General features: G+C 70.8%; 13 protein-coding genes and 1 pseudogene. 5 read left to right on the top strand and 9 right to left on the bottom strand.

Annotated elements, in window-relative coordinates; translation table 11 throughout:
* Positions 1-492 precede the first annotated feature (492 nt).
* Positions 493-828: a deoxyxylulose-5-phosphate synthase gene (locus tag ABZ192_RS20845; protein WP_356925929.1), complete on the top strand. Its 336-nt coding sequence runs from the start codon at positions 493-495 to the stop codon at positions 826-828.
* Between the two features lie 234 nt (positions 829-1062).
* Here the strand turns inward: ABZ192_RS20845 and ABZ192_RS20850 are convergent, their stop codons facing one another.
* The 6 genes from ABZ192_RS20850 to ABZ192_RS20875 all read right to left on the bottom strand — a co-directional run bounded on the left by ABZ192_RS20850 (position 1063) and on the right by ABZ192_RS20875 (position 9085).
* Entirely contained in the window at positions 1063-2493 is a 1431-nt protein-coding gene (locus ABZ192_RS20850; RefSeq protein ID WP_356925930.1) for a glycoside hydrolase family 43 protein, read from the bottom strand.
* Positions 2494-2538: 45 nt separating this feature from the next.
* A complete protein-coding gene (yjfF, locus tag ABZ192_RS20855; protein WP_356925931.1) occupies positions 2539-3570 on the bottom strand; it encodes a galactofuranose ABC transporter, permease protein YjfF in 1032 nt (343 codons plus the stop codon).
* Positions 3567-4661, bottom strand: coding sequence for an ABC transporter permease (locus ABZ192_RS20860; protein WP_356925932.1), 1095 nt, complete (start codon positions 4659-4661; stop codon positions 3567-3569). Before ABZ192_RS20860 ends, yjfF begins: the two co-directional genes overlap by 4 nt.
* The gene (locus ABZ192_RS20865; protein ID WP_356925933.1) at positions 4658-6196 is read right to left on the bottom strand and encodes a sugar ABC transporter ATP-binding protein; all 1539 of its coding nucleotides are present in this window, start codon (positions 6194-6196) and stop codon (positions 4658-4660) included. Before ABZ192_RS20865 ends, ABZ192_RS20860 begins: the two co-directional genes overlap by 4 nt.
* A 93-nt stretch (positions 6197-6289) precedes the next feature.
* Positions 6290-7294, bottom strand: coding sequence for an ABC transporter substrate-binding protein (locus ABZ192_RS20870; RefSeq protein WP_356925934.1), 1005 nt, complete (start codon positions 7292-7294; stop codon positions 6290-6292).
* A 744-nt stretch (positions 7295-8038) separates the two neighbouring features.
* On the bottom strand, positions 8039-9085 hold the full coding sequence (locus tag ABZ192_RS20875) for a maleylpyruvate isomerase N-terminal domain-containing protein (RefSeq protein ID WP_356925935.1): 1047 nt from the start codon (positions 9083-9085) through the stop codon (positions 8039-8041).
* Positions 9086-9366: 281 nt separating this feature from the next.
* Here ABZ192_RS20875 and ABZ192_RS20880 point away from each other — a divergent pair.
* Positions 9367-10277, top strand: a pseudogene (locus tag ABZ192_RS20880) (SDR family NAD(P)-dependent oxidoreductase).
* A 56-nt stretch (positions 10278-10333) separates the two neighbouring features.
* Here ABZ192_RS20880 and ABZ192_RS20885 read toward each other — a convergent pair.
* Positions 10334-11266: a helix-turn-helix domain-containing protein gene (locus ABZ192_RS20885; RefSeq protein ID WP_356925936.1), complete on the bottom strand. Its 933-nt coding sequence runs from the start codon at positions 11264-11266 to the stop codon at positions 10334-10336.
* A 243-nt stretch (positions 11267-11509) separates the two neighbouring features.
* Between ABZ192_RS20885 and ABZ192_RS20890 the strand changes: the two genes are divergently transcribed.
* A complete protein-coding gene (locus ABZ192_RS20890) occupies positions 11510-12925 on the top strand; it encodes an MFS transporter (protein ID WP_356925937.1) in 1416 nt (471 codons plus the stop codon).
* A 30-nt stretch (positions 12926-12955) separates the two neighbouring features.
* Here the strand turns inward: ABZ192_RS20890 and ABZ192_RS20895 are convergent, their stop codons facing one another.
* Positions 12956-13675 (bottom strand): TetR/AcrR family transcriptional regulator C-terminal domain-containing protein, encoded by a 720-nt coding sequence (locus ABZ192_RS20895; protein WP_356926044.1) that lies wholly within the window; start codon positions 13673-13675, stop codon positions 12956-12958.
* 133 nt (positions 13676-13808) lie between these two features.
* Here ABZ192_RS20895 and ABZ192_RS20900 point away from each other — a divergent pair, with 133 nt between their 5' ends.
* On the top strand, positions 13809-15476 hold the full coding sequence (locus tag ABZ192_RS20900) for a CocE/NonD family hydrolase (protein WP_356925938.1): 1668 nt from the start codon (positions 13809-13811) through the stop codon (positions 15474-15476).
* Here the strand turns inward: ABZ192_RS20900 and ABZ192_RS20905 are convergent.
* Positions 15473-16627: an amidohydrolase gene (locus ABZ192_RS20905; RefSeq protein ID WP_356926045.1), complete on the bottom strand. Its 1155-nt coding sequence runs from the start codon at positions 16625-16627 to the stop codon at positions 15473-15475. The two genes, ABZ192_RS20900 and ABZ192_RS20905, sit on opposite strands and share 4 nt — an antisense overlap.
* Before the next feature lie 459 nt (positions 16628-17086).
* Here ABZ192_RS20905 and ABZ192_RS20910 point away from each other — a divergent pair, with 459 nt between their 5' ends.
* Positions 17087-17437, top strand: coding sequence for a hypothetical protein (locus tag ABZ192_RS20910; protein ID WP_356925939.1), 351 nt, complete (start codon positions 17087-17089; stop codon positions 17435-17437).
* The last annotated feature ends 35 nt before the right edge of the window (positions 17438-17472 follow it).

Here is a 17472-nt window from a genome sequence, read left to right on the forward strand (position 1 = left end):
TTGGATCACGCCGCAGACGCGGGGTCTGGCACGCGCATCTGCGGCGTTGTCGTCGGTTGCCGATGCTCCGCATCGACGCCCTCCTCCGCCTTGCAGCTGCCCGCACCAGACCCCGCTCACCGGCGCTGATCAGCGCTGTCGGTTCCCTGCGACCTGATCCAAACGACAGGCCCTAGCCGTCCTGATGGGCGCCGACTCCCGCACCTACCTGACAGGTCTCGCCGGACTGCCCGGCTGGCAGGGGCCAGGCTCTCCACGCAGGTCACCGGCAGAATGCCCCAGCCTCTCCCCTGAAGTGGGTGTCGCGGGTTCGTATCCTGCCGGGGCGCAGAGAAACACGGGGCTGGGGCCCTTCCGTCCGTCGGACGGGAGGGCCTTCGTACGCGCGGCACACATACGGTCGGCCGTCGCCGCCCCACCCTTACTGAAGAGCTGTGCAGCCTGCCGGAAATCTGTCGAGGCCGACCCCGCAGCGGCTCTACCCTTGCCGCCATGGCCCATGGAAAGACCTCGTACGTTTGCCTGCCCTGCCGGGCGTCGTACAAGCAGCCCTATCCCGGCTACCACGACCACGACCGGGTCTGTCCACGCTGCACCGAACCACTGATCCACGTCGGCTCCGCCTTCGCGGCACCCAAGAGGCGGGACACCGCCGCCTGGCGCACCCTCTCCGTGCTGCTGCACGCCGGTGTGCGCTTCCACAAGAGCTGTTGCGGCGGCCCCGGCTACCGCCCACGCACCCTCAGCGAGGTGCGTGAGCGGATGGCCTACGCCCGGGCCAACGGAGAACCATTCGCTCAGGCGTTGGTCCGCCGCGACCTGCCTTAAGCGATGTCCCGTAGCTACCGGCCATCCAGGGCGTGGCATCCGGATCACCGGTTCCCCCCAGCTCGCGTCTGATGCAGCGAAGGCCCCGGTATGTCGAAGATCCACGGCGGCAACCGTCCTGCCCCTGACACCCGAGCAGGGCCGCAGGCGCAACCGTCTGCGGCCCCGCCGTGGCCGAGGGGCCTCGCGCAGGTGCGGGGCTCGACACGTCACGGGATCGCCCGTCGGCGTGGCTCAGTTCGTCACGCGGAACGTCGCGTCGCTGCGCGCCGTCGTCGTGGTGATCGGGTCGAGGCGGAGTTCGTAGGCGTAGTGGCGGATGTACCGGTCGGGGTGGTTGTACGACTGGAACGAGGACCAGGACGAGTCGGCGAGGCCGGTGACCTGGCGGAACGTGGCGTCCGCGGCGAACTGGGTGGTGCCGTCGTTGTGGGCCAGTTGGAAGTCGTATCCGGCGTGCCGCAGGAAGTGGCCGGGGAAGTTGACCGACTCGAAGGAGACGGTGCCCGAGCCCGCCAGGCCGGGGCGGGGCCGGAACTGGGCGTCCGGGCCGGTGATGTTCTGGTCGATGCGTACGTCGAAGTTGGTGTGCCGGACGTAGCGGTCCTGGAAGTTGAAGGACTGGAGCCGCTTGGCCGGGGTGTTGGGCCAGCGTGTGAGGACGCGGTTCTCCTCGGCGGCCGTGAGGGGGAGGATCGCGCCGTGGCGCTTCTTCGTCCCGCCCAGGTTGTAGCTTCCCGATGCGGGGAGGCGGTAGGTGCTGGGGGCGGAGGGGTTGATCGTGGTGACCGGCATGTAGCCGCGGCCGGAGGCGTACTGGTCTAGGTACAGGGTCCACTCGTTGCGGTCCCTGAACTTCATCCACATCGGGCCTTCGACCTGGGAGCCGGTCAGGCCGATGCCGGAGAGGTTGCCGAGGTTGGTCCACGTGCCGAGGATCGAGTTGCTGCCCTCGAGGGTGATCTGGCCGTCGCCGGAGGCCCGGACGTAGCGGTAGTTGCCGACGCCCGACGGCACTTCGACGATCTGGGTGTCGATGATGTTCTGGGTGCCGGGGCGGTCGATGTAGAGCTGCGGGGTGGTGATGGTGCGGAAGTCGGTGGTGCGGGCGTAGTAGATGCGGTGTTTGAGGACGCCGTTGAGGGTGGCGTTCGTCGCCCAGTACAGGACGTAGTCGTTGGTCTCGGGGTTCCAGATGGCCTCGGGTGCCCAGGCGTTGCGGCCGTCGGGGATCGCGCCGGCGACGTTGAGGAGCCGTGGCTGCGACCAGGTGACCAGGTCCGTCGACTCCCACACCACGAGGTTGCGGCTGCCGTTGTTCATGGAGTCGTCCCATGACTGCCCGCAGCCGATGCACAGGTCGGTCGCGATGATCCAGTACTTGTCACCGCCGGGGGCTCTGACCAGTGCGGGGTCGCGCACGCCACGGGTGCCCACGGTCGAGCGCAGGGTCATCCCGCCGCCGTTGAGGTCACTCCAGTTCAGGCCGTCCGTGCTGTGCGAGAAGTAGATCTGCTGACCGGTCGCGCCCTCGCCGATGAAGTGCGTCATCAGGTAGCCCGGGTCGGCGGCGGCGGCCCGGTCAGGTGTGGTCAGGGCCTGGCCTGTCAAGAGGAGGCAGGCGGCCAGCAATATCGCCGACAGCCGTGAGAGAAGCGCGCGCATGTGCATTTCCTGTCCTTTCTTCGACTCTCGCCGTGCCTTGGCCGGTCAGGTCTTCCGGCGTGCCGTCATGGTCCGCTGGATGAGGATGAAGGCGCACAGCAGCACACCTGTCGCGATCTTCGTCCACCAGGAGCTGAGCGTCCCCTCGAACGTGATGACGCTCTTGATCAGACCCAGGACCAGGACACCGAAGAGCGTGCCCAGCACATAACCGGAGCCGCCGGTCAGCAGGGTGCCGCCGATGACCACGGCGGCGATGGCGTCGAGTTCCATGCCGACGGCGTGCAGCGGGTCGCCCGACTGGATGTAGAGCATGAACAGCAGGCCTGCCAGGGCCGAGCAGAAGCCGCTCACCGTGTACACGGCGATCTTCGTGCCGCCCAGGGGGAGGCCCATGAGCAGGGCCGACTGCTCGTTGCCGCCGATGGCGTACACACGGCGTCCGAAGCGGGTGTAGTGGAGTACGTAGGCGGCGACGGCGAGGACGATCAGGGCCACGAGGGCGCCGATCGACAGGTCCCCGATGCCCAGCGACACCCGCGTCTGGGCCAGGGTGCCCACCGCAGCGTCGTTGATGGAGATGGACTCCTTGCTGATGACCAGGCACAGCCCGCGGAAGAGGAAGAGCCCGGCGAGGGTGACGATGAAGGGCTGGATCTCGAAGTTGTGGATGACGTAGCCCATCAGGAAGCCGCCGAAGGCGCCGACGGCCAGTGCGAGGGGGACGACCAGCAGCAGCGGCAGTCCCTGACGTTCCACCAGCCACGCCGTGAACATGGTGGTGAAGCCGATCATCGAGCCCACGGACAGGTCGATGCCGCCCGACATGATGACGAAGGTGGCACCGATGGCGGCGACCAGGAGATAGCCGTTGTCGATGAACAGGTTGAGGAACACCTGGGGTTCGGCGAAGCCGTAGTTCTGGTACCGGCTGAGGCCGGCGACGTACATGGCGATGAACAGGGCGGCCGTGACCAGGACCGGCAGGCGCGGGTCGCCGAGCAGGCGCGCGGCACGGGTACGGGAGGCGGTGCTGCCGCTCGGAGCCGCCTTGGGGGTCTGGGTGGTCGCGCTCATCGCGACACCTCCATCTTCGGGGCGGCGTCGGTCGCCGGAGCGGGCTCCACCGGGGCGGCGCCCTGGCGCGGGCCCTTGGGGCCCTTCGCGCCGAAGACCTTGGCCCGGAACTTCGGGGACTGCAGCAGGCAGACGACGATGACGACGGCGGCCTTGAAGACCAGGTTGGTCTGGGTCGGCACGCCGATGGTGTAGATCGTGGTGGTCAGGGTCTGGATGACGAGGGCGCCGACCACCGTGCCGCCGATGGAGAACCGGCCGCCGAGCAGCGAGGTGCCGCCGATCACCACGGCGAGGATCGCGTCGAGTTCGATCCACAGGCCGGCGTTGTTGCCGTCCGCGGCCGAGGTGTTGGAGCTGATCATCAGGCCCGCGATGCCCGCGCACAGCGCGCAGAACATGTAGACCATGATCTTGATGCGGGTGGACCTGATGCCGACCAGGCGGCTGGCCTCGGCGTTGCCGCCGACCGATTCGACCAGCAGGCCGAGCGCCGTGCGGCGGGTCAGCGCCACGGTGACGGCCACCACCGCGGCGACGACGAAGATGGAGAAGGGCAGGGTCAGCCAGTAGCCGCCGCCGATCAGCTTGTACGGCTCGCTGTTGACGGTGATGATCTGGCCGTCGGTGACCAGCTGGGCGACACCTCGGCCCGCGACCATGATGATGAGGGTCGCGATGATGGGCTGGATCCCCATCCTGGCCACCAGGAAGCCGTTCCACAGACCGCAGACGACCGCGGCCACCAGCCCGATGCCCATCGCCAGGAACACCGCGGACAGGGTGTTCTGGTCGGTCTGGTCGCTGATGTACGAACAGGTCAGGGCGCCGGTGATGGCGACCACGGCGCCGACGGAGAGGTCGATGCCGCCGGTGGCGATGACGAGGGTCATGCCGACCGCGACCAGGATCAGCGGTGAGCCGAACAGCACGATGGAGACGAGGCTGCCGTAGAGGTGGCCGTCCGTCATGTTGATCGAGAAGAAGTCGGGCGTGAAGGGGACGTTGACGAGCAGCAGGGCGATGAGGACCGCGACCGGCCAGAACAGGTGGTGATGCGTCAGTGCTCGCCAGCGGGAGGTGGTGGTCACTGGTGTTCTCCGCTCGCGATGGTCTCGAGGATCTTGCTGGTGGTGATCTCCGGCCCGTTGGTCAGCCGCGCCACCAGCCGGCGGTCGCGCAGCACTCCGATGGTGTGGCTGAGCCGGAGCACCTCCTCCAGTTCGGCCGCGATGTACAGCACCGACATGCCGTCCTCGGAGAGGGACACCACCAGTTTCTGGATCTCCGTCTTCGCGCCGATGTCGATGCCGCGCGTCGGCTCGTCCAGGATCAGCAGCTTGGGCTGGGTGATCAGCCAGCGGGCGAGCAGTACCTTCTGCTGGTTGCCGCCGCTGAGCCGGCCCACGCGGGCCTCCGGGTCGGCGGGGCGGATGTCCAGCGCCTTGATGTACTGGGCGACGAGTTCGTCGCGCTGGGAGGCCGGGATGGGCCGGGTCCAGCCGCGGGCCGCCTGGAGGGCGAGGATGATGTTCTCGCGCACCGTCAGGTCGGGGACCAGGCCCTCGCTCTTGCGGTTCTCCGAGCAGAACGCCACACCGGCCGCGATGGCGTCGTTCGGGGCGCTCATCGAGACCTGCTTGCCGCCGATGGTCACCTTGCCGCTGTCGGGCTGGTCGGCTCCGAACAGCAGCCGGGCGAGTTCGGTGCGGCCCGATCCCAGGAGGCCGGCGAGGCCGAGCACTTCACCCTTGTTGATCTGCAGGTCGAAGGGGGCGATCCCGCCGGTGCGGCCGAGCCCCTCGGCCTTGACCAGGGTCTCGCCGACGTCGGAGCGCAGCTGGTGCTCGTGCAGTTCCTCGAGCTGGTCCAGGGCCTTGCCGATCATCAGCTCGATCAGCCCGACCTGGTCGAGGTCGCGGACCAGGTGCTCGCCGACCAGGGTGCCGTTGCGCAGGACGGTCATGCGGTCGCAGACCTCGTAGATCTGGTCGAGGAAGTGCGACACGAACAGGATCGCGACGCCCTCGTCCCTCAACCGCCGCATCAGACGGAACAGTTCGAGGACCTCGTCGCGGTCGAGGCTGGAGGTCGGCTCGTCGAGGACCAGCACCTTGGTGCCGGATCCCGCGGCGTCACGGTCGCCGGTGCCCACCGACCGTACGATCGCGACCAGTTGCTGCACGGCCAGCGGGTACGAGGACAGCGGCGCGGCGACGTCGATGTCCAGTCCGAGCCGGTCGACCAGCTCCGCCGCCTCCTTGCGCATCCGCTTCCACTGGATGCGGCCGGCGCGGGTGGGTTCGCGTCCGATGAAGATGTTCTCCGCCACCGACAGGTTGGGGCAGAGGTTGACCTCCTGGTAGACCGTGCTGATGCCGGCCTGCTGCGCCTGCAGCGGGCTGCCGAACCGTACGGACTCGCCGTCCAGGGTGATCGTGCCGCCGTCCAGGGAGTAGACGCCCGTCAGCACCTTGATGAGGGTGGACTTCCCCGCGCCGTTCTCGCCCATCAAGGCGTGGATCTCGCCGGGGAAGAGCCGGAAGTCGACGCCCGACAGAGCCCGTACCCCCGGAAACTCTTTGACTATGCCCGTCATCTCCAGGACGGGCCGCGGCTCTGCCATGGCAGCGCTCCTCGTGAATGGTCCAGGTCCGCGGGGAGCCTCCCGGCCGGGGATGCCGGCCGGCCGGAGGCTCCCGCCGGTGGGGACGGTCGGTCAGTACTTGCGGGTGGGGAGCGCGTCCTTGGCCTGGTCCTGCATGAAGTCGCTCTCCTTGGTCTTGATCCAGCGTTCGACCGTCTCGCCGTCCTTGACCTTCTTCACGACCTCCATCAGCTGCGGGCCGAGCAGCGGGTTGCACTCGACGATGGCGTTGATCTTGCCTTCGGACATGGCGACGAAGCCGTCCTTCACGCCGTCGATGGAGACGATGAGGATGTCCTTGCCGGGCTTCTTGCCGGCCGCCTCGATGGACTGGATGGCGCCGATGGCCATGTCGTCGTTGTGCGCGAAGAGCACGTTGATGTCCGGGTTGGACTGGAGGAAGGCCGCCATGACCTGCTTGCCGCCGGCCCGGGTGAAGTCACCGGTCTGGCTGACGACGACCTTCCAGTCGTCCGCGTGGTCCGCCTCCATGACCTCCTTGAAGCCCTTGGCGCGTTCGATCGCGGGGGCGGCGCCGGTGGTGCCCTCCAGCTGGGCGATCTTCACGGCGCCCTTGTGGCCCGCCTTCTCCAGGACCTTCTCCAGGATCTTGGCGGCGCGCCGGCCTTCATCCGTGAAGTCGGAGCCCACCAGGGTCACGTACAGGGAGTCGTCGGAGGTCTCGACGGAGCGGTCGGTGAGGACCACCGGGATCTTCGCGGCCTTGGCCTCCTTGAGCACGGCGTCCCAGCCGGTGACGACCACCGGCGAGAAGGCGATGACGTCGACCTTCTGCGCGATGTAGTTGCGGATCGCGGAGATCTGGTTCTCCTGCTTCTGCTGGGCGTCGGAGAACTTGAGGGTGTAACCCGCGTCCTTCGCCGCCGACTTCACGGAGTCGCTGTTGGCGGTGCGCCAGCCGCTCTCCGAACCGACCTGGGAGAAGCCGAGGGTGATCGCCTTGCTGCCGCTGCCGGCGGCGGCGGAAGAGCTGCCGTCCTCCTTGGCGCAGGCCGCGAGTCCGGTCGCAGCCGCCACACCGACCGCCGCGGTGAGGAAGTTCCTTCTGCTGAGCATGCTTGATCTCCTTCGTTGAGCCGGCCCGGGGAATGGACCCGTGTGCATGCGGCTTCTGACGTTCGGTCGGGAAGCGTGGAAGTGATGGTGTTCTGAGAGTCGACCAGCGTTCGAAATATTGAACATGCGTGGCCGCGAAGCGGAAGTGGTCGGCGTGACGCCGGCGTCGCCCGGCCGACGCGGGTGATGAGTCGCCGACGGGGGCGATGGGTCCGGGCTCGATGACGACCGGAGGCGAACCGGTCGGGCCGCGTCGCAGGGAGTACGGGCGGTCACCTCGCCCGGCTTCCGCGACAGGAAGTGCTGTCTACGAAGTGCCGTCTAAGGAATGCCGTCTAATCGTTGCACGCCACCCGTCGGGAAGGTGCCGCTGTGCGCCGGATGTGCCACGGCCGTACCTCCCTCGAGTGGTCAGTGATGGGGAGGTCATATGAGCGCCCACCGTCACTTCTGGTCAAGAGGTTGCGCGAGAAGCGGGCCATCACGTTTGGGTAACGCGGGGCAGCGGACGAGGCTGACGGCCCGCCGGCCGCCCGACGCGAAAGCGGCCTTCTTCGGCAGAGATATTGACGCCCGGCAGGGATGGCCATAGCTTTCGATCGCTGAACGAAGTATCGAACTCCGTGCGACATGCCGGACGGTCGGCTCGCTAACGGTCCTTCCCTGCACGCTGGTCCGGGTCGTAGCCGCGAAATGAGGGCACCGTTATGACGGCGACAGATCCGGCAGCACCTCGAAACCGGGCTACAGCACGCGCAGGGCCTGGTGAACGTCGCGCTCGCGCCTGGCCAGCGCATGCAACACGGCCTGGTCGCCGTGCCGGTCGCGGGCGGCTGCGACGAGGACGTCCACCGCTGTGGCGAGGGCGGCGTCGGGCACCCGGTGATCAGTGCCCACGCTGAGCGCGAGGTCTTCGATGTGCACCGCCAGCTCGACACAACGGGTCTGCAGGTAGCCGTCGAGCAGCATCTCCTCTCCCGGCCGGTGGAGGACTTCCACCCGTCGATCGACCGGCTCCGTGCTCAGCCGTCGCGTCAGCCGCTCCCACGCCACCCGTGCCTGCTCGGCGACGGCAGCGGGACCGGCGGCGGCTGTTTCCTCGCTGCGGGCACGCACCCCGACATTCAGTGCCGAGTCCGGCTTCGATGTGCCGACGAGTCGCGCGTAGTACCGCACCGGCGACACCGGTTCCGCGCCGAGCACCTGGCCGTCGAGGAACCACTCGACCTGCAGGACGCTCCGAGCGAGGTGACCGGCCAGTCCGCCCACCGACATCCCGGCGAGCACGGACTCGTCCTTCCAGCAGCGCGCCACCTGCTCGGTGGCCAGCAGGTCCACGGCCTTCTCGGCCGCCTCCAGATACGCGTTCCGTATCCCATCAGTCATGCGGGCATCGTCCCAGAACCAAGATCCATACCGCTCGTCCGTCCACGCCATGGACCGGCGGTCGCACAGCTGCGGAACGGCCGCGTCGCCGCACGCCGCAGTGCCGTGATCACCCGCTCCGGCTGATCCCTCCGGCCGGCCGAAGACGAGGACGTCGGGGACCGCTTCGCGCAGGCCTGCTTCGGCTCCGGACGGGGCGTCCTCGATGACGCGCGGGACCGGCAGGCCCGTCCGAGCACATCGCCCGCGCACCCGGTGCTCGTAGACCTCCGTCGCGTCCAGCCCGTATCGATCCGCCCAACTGGCCCAGACGCGGCGCTGGTCGTCCACGGCGTCGATCAACGTGCCGTCGACGCCGAAGAGAACGCATCTGCCGGGGCCGGGTCGCAGAGGGTCACTGGCCACGCCGTGATCACGCCACTGGTCCGGGAACCGGCCGCGGCCACCCGAAGTCCCCTTGGCCACTGTGAGGCTCGGAGCCGACGGCGGGCTGCGACGGCCGGCAGCGCGTCGGCGGGATGTCGGCCGCCGAGTGGGGCTGTCGGTGATCCATAGGCGAGGTGTCGGGGGCCGCTGGAACCGTAGGCGTCGAGCCGGGCTGCGAGCCAACCGCAGCCGCTCCAACAGCGAGGAGCCCCGCCGTCATGTCGTCCACCTCTTCCGTCCTGACCTGAGATGTCCAACGGCTGCCACGCGCCGAGGGCAGTGTCTTCCTGGTCACCGGCGGCAACGCCGGCATCGGGTACTTCGTCGCGGAGCAGCTGTCCGTGACCGGAGCCACGGTCGTTCCGGGGAGCCGGAATCCCGCGAAGGCCGAAGTCGCCACGGCCTCGATCCGCTCGCGTGTCCCTGGCGCACGGGTGCGGGCCGTACGACTGGACCTCGCCGACCTCTCGTCGCTCGGAACCGCGGTGGAATCGCTGGAGGTGGAACACCTCGACGCGGTGGTCCACAACGCCGGCGTCGCGCTCGACGACCCGCCGCGCCGGGAGACCGGGGACGGTCACGAGATCATGTTCGGCACGAACCACCTCGGGCACTTCGCGCTGACCCACTGGCTGATGCCGCTGTTGTCGGCCGCGCCTGCGGCCCGCATCGTGACCACGGGCAGCTTCGCGGCGAAGTCCGAGCGGCTCGACCTCGACGACCTCCAGTCCCGGAGGGACTACCGGCCCAAGCGCACCTACGGACGTTCCAAGTTGGCGCAGATGTACTCCGGCCTCGAACTCGACCGCCGCCTGCGTGCCGTCGGCAGCACGGTGATGAGCGTGGTGGTCCATCCCTGGGGCGCTCTCGACTCCCTCACCCCGTCACGGCCACCGGTCCATACGCGGACCGCCGGTGCGCGGCTCTGTGGAGCACCAGCCGCCCTCCTCGTCCAAGGCAAGCACGCCGGCGCGTGGCGCGCGGTCCGCGCGGTGCTCGACCCGACCGTGCGAGGAGGACAGCTGTGGGGACCACGCGTCTGCGGCGCCTGCGCGGCAAGCCCCGGCGTGAACCGGTGTGGAACCATCTCGCCGACACCTCCGTCGCGGCGCGGTTGTGGGACGCGAGCTGTGATCTGACCGGAGTCGACCCCGGCACCATCCCCGGATAACCCCCGGCCGGGCCCGGCAACAAGCGTGCTCGCACCGGCGGCTCCAGCGGCAGGGGTCAGCCGGTCGAGGCGTGGGTCGGGGAGGGCTCGGCGGCGGGGCGGGGCTCGGCGGCCGACTCCGGGGGCGGCGGCTTCGCCTGGGTGTGCGCGGGGTCCAGGCGGAGCATGGCCGTTTCGTCCGGGGTGCCGGGGGCGGCCTGGTAGACCACCATGCGCTGGCCGCCCGTCCGGGCCAGTCGCATGACCTCGTAGGTGAGGGTCATCGGGCCGGCCTTCGGGTGCTGGAAGCACTTCTGTCCGCCGCCGCGTTCGCAGACGTCGTACCGCTCCCAGAGCTGCGCGAACTTCGCCGACTTCAGGATCAGTTCGCCGACGAGCCCGGTCAGCTCGGGATCGTCCGGGTCGGCCCCGGCGACCGCCCGCAGGTGTGCCACCGAGGAGGTGACGGTTTCCTCCCACGGCTCGTAGAGCGTCCGGCCGACCGGGTGCAGGAAGAGGTAGCGGGTCAGGTTGCGCTGGTTCTCGGGCCAGTCCCAGAGTCCGGGCATCAGCCGCCGGCCGGGCGGGTTCGCGGCCAGGAGACGGTTGTAGCGGCTCACCACGTACGCGGGCAGCGGGCGCACCGACTCCAGCATCCGCAGGACCGACTCGCGGACGGTGTGGTCCGAGCAGGCCGGCAGCTCGGAGGGCCGGCCGGAGGCCAGCTCCGCGAGCTCGTGCAGGCGTTCGTAACCGTCGCCCCGCAGCCGCAGGGCGCGGCCCAGGGCGTCCACGACGGCGGGGGAAGGGTTGGTCTCCCGGCCGCGCTCCAGACGGATGTAGTAGTCGACACTCACTCCGGCCAGCGCCGCCAGTTCCTCACGGCGCAGTCCGGGAGTGCGGCGCAGGCCCGCGCCGGCCGGGAGACCGACGTCCTCCGGCCGTACCTGCGCCCTGCGGGCCTTCAGATATCGGCCGAGCTCCGTGCCCCTCGTGTCCGCTGCTGCCATCCGGCCATTGTCGCAGGCGGTCGAGGAGCGTGGGGGGCCGTGTCAGGGCCTGGAACGCCGCACCCCGGGTACAGCGCGGTCTGCCGCGCGGCCGCGTGCGGGAGGAGAGTCGAGCTGCCGGAGCGGGCGGCCCGTCCGCCGGGGCCCAGGGGGTGCGTGACACCGGTCCGCGGCCTCGGAAACGGGTTGCGGCCGCCCGCCCGGTCTTCGCCGTGAAGTCGTCCCTCGCACCAGGAGTTCACCATGCCGGCCACCCCCGCCCCGTCTCCGTCCCCGGCCCGGACAAGCGGGTCGCCGCCTGCCGGGGACCCCGCACTGCCGCGGCGCGGCGGCGTCGCGCTGGTCGCTTCGCTGCTCGGGTTCACCGTGATCACCGTCGACGTCTCGGCCGTGAACATCGCACTGCCCGCCATCCGGGAATCCCTCAGCGGTGGAATGGCCGGGCTGCAGTGGGTGGTCGACGCCTACACCCTGATGTTCGCGGCCCTGATGCTCTCCGCGGGCGCCCTCGCCGACCGCATCGGCGCCCGCCGCGCCTACGCGTGGGGCGTCGCCCTGTTCACCCTCGCCTCGCTCGGCTGCGCGCTCGCGCCCGGCATCGGCGTGCTGGTCGGGGCGCGCGTGGCGCAGGGCGCCGCCGCCGCGATCGTGATGCCGGCCTCGCTGGCGCTGATCCGGCAGGCCTACGACGACTCCCGGGCGCGTGCCCGCGCCATCGCGCTGTGGACGGTCGGCGGCTCGGTGGCGATGGCCGCGGGGCCCGTGCTGGGCGGGCTGCTCACCGACTCGGCCGGCTGGCGGGCGGTCTTCCTGCTCAACCTCCCGGTGGGCGCGGTGATCCTGGGCCTGCTGGTGCGGGTGCCGCGCTCCCCGCGCCGGCCCGCCGCACTGGACGGCGGCGGTCAGCTCACCGCCGTACTGGCCCTGGCCGGACTGGCCTTCGCGGTGATCGAGGGCGGCCACCTCGGCTGGACCAGCGGCCCCGTACTGGTCGCTGCCGCGCTCGCCCTCGCCTCCGGGTACGCCTTCTACGCGGTGGAGGCCCGGCACCGGCAGCCCATGGTCCCGCTGGGCATGCTGAGGGACCGCCGGGTGGCCGTCCCGCTCGCGGTCGGTTTCGCCCTCAACGCCGCCTTCTACGGCGGGATCTTCCTGCTCGGGCTGTACTACCAGCAGCTGCGCGGGATGTCGGCGATCGCGGCCGGGCTGATGTTCGTCCCGATGTCGGCCGTGGTGACGGCGACCAACCTGGTGTCGCCGCGGCTGGCGGAGCGGATCGGGCGGCGGCCGGTGATCGTCGCCGGGCAGCTGGTCTTCACCGGGGCGATGCTGGCCCTGCTGCCGCTGGCCGCGCACACCCCGGTGTGGCTGGTACTGGTCCTGCTGCTGCCGTTGAGCATCGGCGGGGCGCTCGCGGTGCCCGCGGTGACCGCGCTGCTGATGGACGCCGTCCCGCAGGAGCGCGCGGGCACCGCGTCCGGGCTGCTCAACTCCCTTCGCCAGACCGGTGGCGCACTGTCCGTCGCCCTGTTCGGCAGTCTGCTCGCCGGCCCCGGTGGGGACTTCTCCCTCCCGGGCATGCGCATCGGCCTGCTCGCCGTCGCCGCGCTCCTGTTCGCCACCGCCGTCCTCTCCCGCCTCCTCCTGCCCCGCAGTTGATCCCGTGTGCAGGGCCTGTTCGCAGCGGGATCAGTCAGTGGCGAGGCCGTCGATCAGGCGGTTGAGGAAGCGGGTGAAGGTGGCGTCGGGCGTCACGGTGCGGGCGGGGGCCGCGAGGGCTTCGGCGAGTTCCGGGTGGTGACCGTCCGCGGCGACGGTGGCGAGGTAACGGGCTTCCGCAGCGGCCCGGTCGGGGGACCTGGCCGCTGCCGCCTGCGTGATCTCGTAGGTGACGTGTCCGGCGACGAACGCGGTGAGCTGGGCGAAGACCTCCAGCTTCGCCGCGCCGTCCAGACCGGTGGGGCGCAGGGCGGCGAGGGCGTGTTCCAGGAACGCCAGGGTGTGGGGGCCCGGGCTGCGGCGGGTGGAGAGAGCGGCGGGCAGCCACGGGTGGCGGAGCATGAGGTCGCGCTGGCGGTGGGCGATGGTCTTCAGGTCGGCGCGCCAGTCGCCGGTGAGAGGTTCCGACGCCGGCAGTTCGCCGCTGACGTGGTCGACCATCAGCTCCAGCAGCGTCTCCTTGTCGGAGGCGTAGCTGTAGAGCGACATGACTCCGGCTCCGACCTGTGCGGCGACCCGCCGCATGGTGACCGCTTCGAGTCCTTCGGCGTCGGCCAGGGCGACGGCGGCCGCCGTGATCGCCTCGCGGCTGAAGCCCGGCCTGCGGCCCCTGCGGGGCTGCTCGGGGGTCAGCCACAGCTGCTGGGGGTCGGTCCCCGGGGTTGCGGACCCACCGCCGTCACGCGTCACCGTCTTCGTCCTCCCGTCCCGTGCAGCGCCCTCCACCGCCGAGGAGGGCGTGGAGCTGCACCGCCATCCAAGCTGCACCGCCATCCAAGCATCCTCTATTCTCGTACGGCGTACGAAAATAGAGGAGGGAATCATGGCATCACGACGTGGGAAGCCGCCGTTGTCCTCGCGGATGATGAGGGCGATGTGGCGCGGCCTGCCGGACAAGCGGCACGACGTCGGGTGGGAGCCGGGGTTGGTCGTGCCGGGCGCCGACGGCAGTCCGCTGGTCACGGACCACTACTTCCCCCGGACGGCCGGCGATTTCCCGACCCTCCTGGTGCGCTCGCCGTACGGCAGGGGCCTGCCCTGGTCCCCCATGTACGGCATGCTCTTCGCCGAACAGGGTTTCCACGTGGTCCTGCAGAGCTGCCGCGGCACCGGCGGCTCGGGCGGCGTGTTCGACCTGTGGCGCAACGAGGCCGCCGACGGCCGGGCCACGGTGTCCTGGCTGCGCCGACAGCCCTGGTTCGACGGGACGTTGGGGACGATCGGCCCCAGTTACCTGGGATACGTGCAGTGGGCGCTCGCCCTGGACCCGCCGCCGGAGCTGAAGGCCATGGTGGTGCAGGTGGGTCTGCACGACCCCTACGCCCTGTTCTACGCGGACGGCGCGCTCCGGCTGGAGAACGCCCTGCTCGTCGGCCTGGGCATGACGTACCAGCACCAGGGGATCGCGCCGTTCGCCGGGGCGACGCTGCGCTTCCAGCGCCGTATGCGCGACATCGTCACCGCGCGGCCCCTGCGCGGGGCGTACGCGTCCGCCCTCGGCGACGTGCCGTGGCTGGACGACGTGATGACGCACCCGGAGGCCGGCGACCCGTACTGGGACGGCGCGTCCCTGGCGCGGGCGGCCGAGGGGCTGCGCGTCCCGACGAGCCTGATCACCGGACGGTACGACGCCCTGGTCGACCAGACCTTCGAGCAGTACGCCCGGCTGCGCCGGGCCGGATGCGACACCGCCCTGCTCGTCGGGCCCTGGACCCATGCCTCCGCCTTGCAGCAGGGCTGGCCCGAGGTCTTCGCCGAAAGCCTGGCCTGGCTGCGCGCGCACCTGTGCGGCGAGCCCTCCGGGCTGCGTCCCACGCGGGTGCGGGTGCACGTCGGCGGCGAGGACGTGTGGCGGGACCTCGACGACTGGCCGTCCGTCTTAGCCGCCACCACCTCATGGGTTCCGACCGCGGACGGGCATCTCGGCCGGCGAGCCGGCGCGGGGGCCGCGGGCGGCGTGAACGGCGCAGGCGCCGCCCCCTTGGCCTCCCTGCGCTACGACCCCGCCGATCCCACGCCGTCCATCGGCGGACCCCTGCTCTCCCGGACGGCCGGGCCCCGTGACAACAGCGTTCTCGAGGGGCGGGAGGACGTTCTGACCTTCACCGGGCCGCCGTTGGCCGAACCCGTGGACCTCCTCGGTCCCGTCTCCGCGCGGCTGAGCGTCTCCACGGACACCGGGTACGCCGACGTCTTCACCCGCCTGTGCGACGTGGACGCGCAGGGGCGCTCCGTCAACGTCTGTGACGGGCTGGCCCGGTTGGAGACGGTGGGGCAGGCGCCCTCGGAGGTCACCGTGCGGATGAGCTCCACCGCCTACCGCTTCCCGGCCGGGCACCGGCTGCGCTGGCAGATCAGTGCCGGTGCCCATCCGCGCTACGTCCGCAACCCGGGTACCGGCAAGTCCCCCGTGGACGCGGTCGACTTCGCACCGATACGCGTCACGCTGCACACCGGCTCGGTGCTGACGCTTCCCCACGGGACGCCCTAACGGTGACTCCGGTGCGCGAGCCACCCGGCCATCGCCCGTACCCCGATGCGGATGGACCGCTCGTCCGGCGCGAAGTCGGGGAAGTGGGGGTAGCCGGTGGTGACGGGGGCGCCGGGGGTGCGGACGCCGAGGAAGGTGTAGGTGCCGGGGACGCGGTCCAGGTAGAGGGCGTAGTCCTCGCCGCTGAAGGGCGGGAACGCGGAGTGGAGCGTGGTGACCGGGTCACGGCCCGGTGCGCGGCGCAGGTGCTCGGCGAGCGCGCGGGCGTCGGGTTCCGGGCAGACCAGGGCCGGGAACGGCTCGGCGGGGAAGCGCACGGCGGCTCCCGCGTACGACGTGGCCAGCCGGCGGATCTCCCCGCGTATCTCCGTGTACCGCTCCTGCGGCCAGCAGCGGTAGGACACGCTCACCTTGGTGTCCTGCGCCGAGGCCCGGAGGGCGACGAAGCGGGCGAGCGGGCCGTCGGGCGTCTGGGCGTCGGTGACCATCCGCTCGATGTCCGCGGGCGTCTGCGGGGGTGTCACCGTGGCGAGCGCGCCGATCTCGGCGGCCAGGCGCCGCGCGGCCTCGGGTGCGTCCGGGCCCTGGAGGGTCACCTCCGCCTTGTCCTGGCCCGGCATCCCGTAGCCCCCGGTCACGGCGAACCGTCCGACGGGGAAGGGCCCGCAGTGCAGCGCGTGGATCTCCTCGACGCGGGTGCGCTCCAGCACGCCCGCCTCGATCAATGCGCGGGCTCCGGACAGGCTCTCCTCGGCGGGCTGGAAGAGGAACACCACCGTGCCGCTCAGGTGCCGCCGCAGCCGGGCCAGGACGTTGGCGACGCCCAGGGCCACCGTGGTGTGGATGTCGTGCCCGCAGAGGTGGGCCGCTGCCTGACCGCCCCCGACGATGTCCTTGGGCGGCACGGCGTCCATGTCGGCCCGGTACGCGACCGTCCGGCCCGGGCGCGTGCCGTGCAGGACAGCGACCACGCCGTGGCCGCCGATCCCGGTGGTGACGCTCAGCCCGGCCGCTCTCAGTTCCCGGGCCACCACGTCGGCGGTACGGCGTTCCTCCCCCGGCAGTTCGGGGTGCCGGTGGAGGTCCCGCCGCAGCTCGATCAACCCGGCTTCCATGCGCGCCACTTCGGCGTCCACCGCCCCGTACGCCACCGGTCCCCTCCGTCCGCCTGCGACGGCCTTCCCGGTCGTACCCCACATGGTTCCGGCACCGGCTGCTGCCGCCAGGCCGGCCGCCAGCAGCGTGCGGCGGGCCGGAGTGTGCTCCGTAGGACGCTTCACCGTTCCCCCTTCGTGATCCGTCGTCGTGGTCGCCCGGCGAACGGGAAGCCCGTCGTGGAAACCCGTTGGTACACGATCACTTCTCACACCTGCCGCCGCCCATCCGGCGAGCCACCGCGCGTGAGGGGGGACAGCCCCCGGCCCGTGCAACTCCCTGCCAGGCAGCTTCCTGGCGTGACCGGGTGCGGACAGCGGGGGTGGGGGGATGGTTCTCTCTTATCAGCGGCCGGGAAGCGCGGGGAACGCGGAACGGTCCGGGGGAGCTGAAGCACTACTGGCTCCATGCATCGTCACAAAAGTCCTGACTCACGCATGGAATGGAGACCAGCCATGATCCGTATCACCAACCGCTGTTCCGCCGCCGTCGTCCTCGGTTCGGCCGTGCTGGCCACGCTCGCCTGGGCGGTGCCGGCGCAGGCCGCCGAGCAGGCCGAGGGGACGCAGGCGGCCGGTTCGGCCGTCTCGCAGGCGGACCGCTCGGTCGGCGACGTGCTGCCGCCGCTGCCGCACCTGCCCGGTTCGCCCGACGACTTCACCTGGACTCCGCTGCCCCTGGGCGGCACCGACCTCATCGGGATCCCTGGGCCGGGGCACGGCGGTGACGACTTCACCTGGCACAAGGTGCCGGTCGACAGCACCGAGGACTTCACCTGGCAGCCCGGTCCTCAGGCAGAGCGGTGATCTCCCCGCATCCGGCGGACCGACCGGCGGCCGGC

Source organism: Streptomyces sp. NPDC006235, assembly GCF_040613735.1.
In the GTDB taxonomy this organism is placed as follows: domain Bacteria; phylum Actinomycetota; class Actinomycetes; order Streptomycetales; family Streptomycetaceae; genus Streptomyces.

Excerpts from the sequence above, each read along its gene's own strand:
- ABZ192_RS20885 (WP_356925936.1), bottom strand. The coding sequence starts at position 11,266 with ATGGCAGCAGCGGACACGAGGGGCACGGAGCTCGGCCGATATCTGAAG.
- ABZ192_RS20900 (WP_356925938.1), top strand. The coding sequence starts at position 13,809 with ATGGCATCACGACGTGGGAAGCCGCCGTTGTCCTCGCGGATGATGAGG.
- ABZ192_RS20850 (WP_356925930.1), bottom strand. The coding sequence starts at position 2,493 with ATGCGCGCGCTTCTCTCACGGCTGTCGGCGATATTGCTGGCCGCCTGC.
- ABZ192_RS20845 (WP_356925929.1), top strand. The coding sequence starts at position 493 with ATGGCCCATGGAAAGACCTCGTACGTTTGCCTGCCCTGCCGGGCGTCG.
- yjfF (WP_356925931.1), bottom strand. The coding sequence starts at position 3,570 with ATGAGCGCGACCACCCAGACCCCCAAGGCGGCTCCGAGCGGCAGCACC.
- ABZ192_RS20910 (WP_356925939.1), top strand. The coding sequence starts at position 17,087 with ATGATCCGTATCACCAACCGCTGTTCCGCCGCCGTCGTCCTCGGTTCG.
- ABZ192_RS20890 (WP_356925937.1), top strand. The coding sequence starts at position 11,510 with ATGCCGGCCACCCCCGCCCCGTCTCCGTCCCCGGCCCGGACAAGCGGG.
- ABZ192_RS20865 (WP_356925933.1), bottom strand. The coding sequence starts at position 6,196 with ATGGCAGAGCCGCGGCCCGTCCTGGAGATGACGGGCATAGTCAAAGAG.
- ABZ192_RS20870 (WP_356925934.1), bottom strand. The coding sequence starts at position 7,294 with ATGCTCAGCAGAAGGAACTTCCTCACCGCGGCGGTCGGTGTGGCGGCT.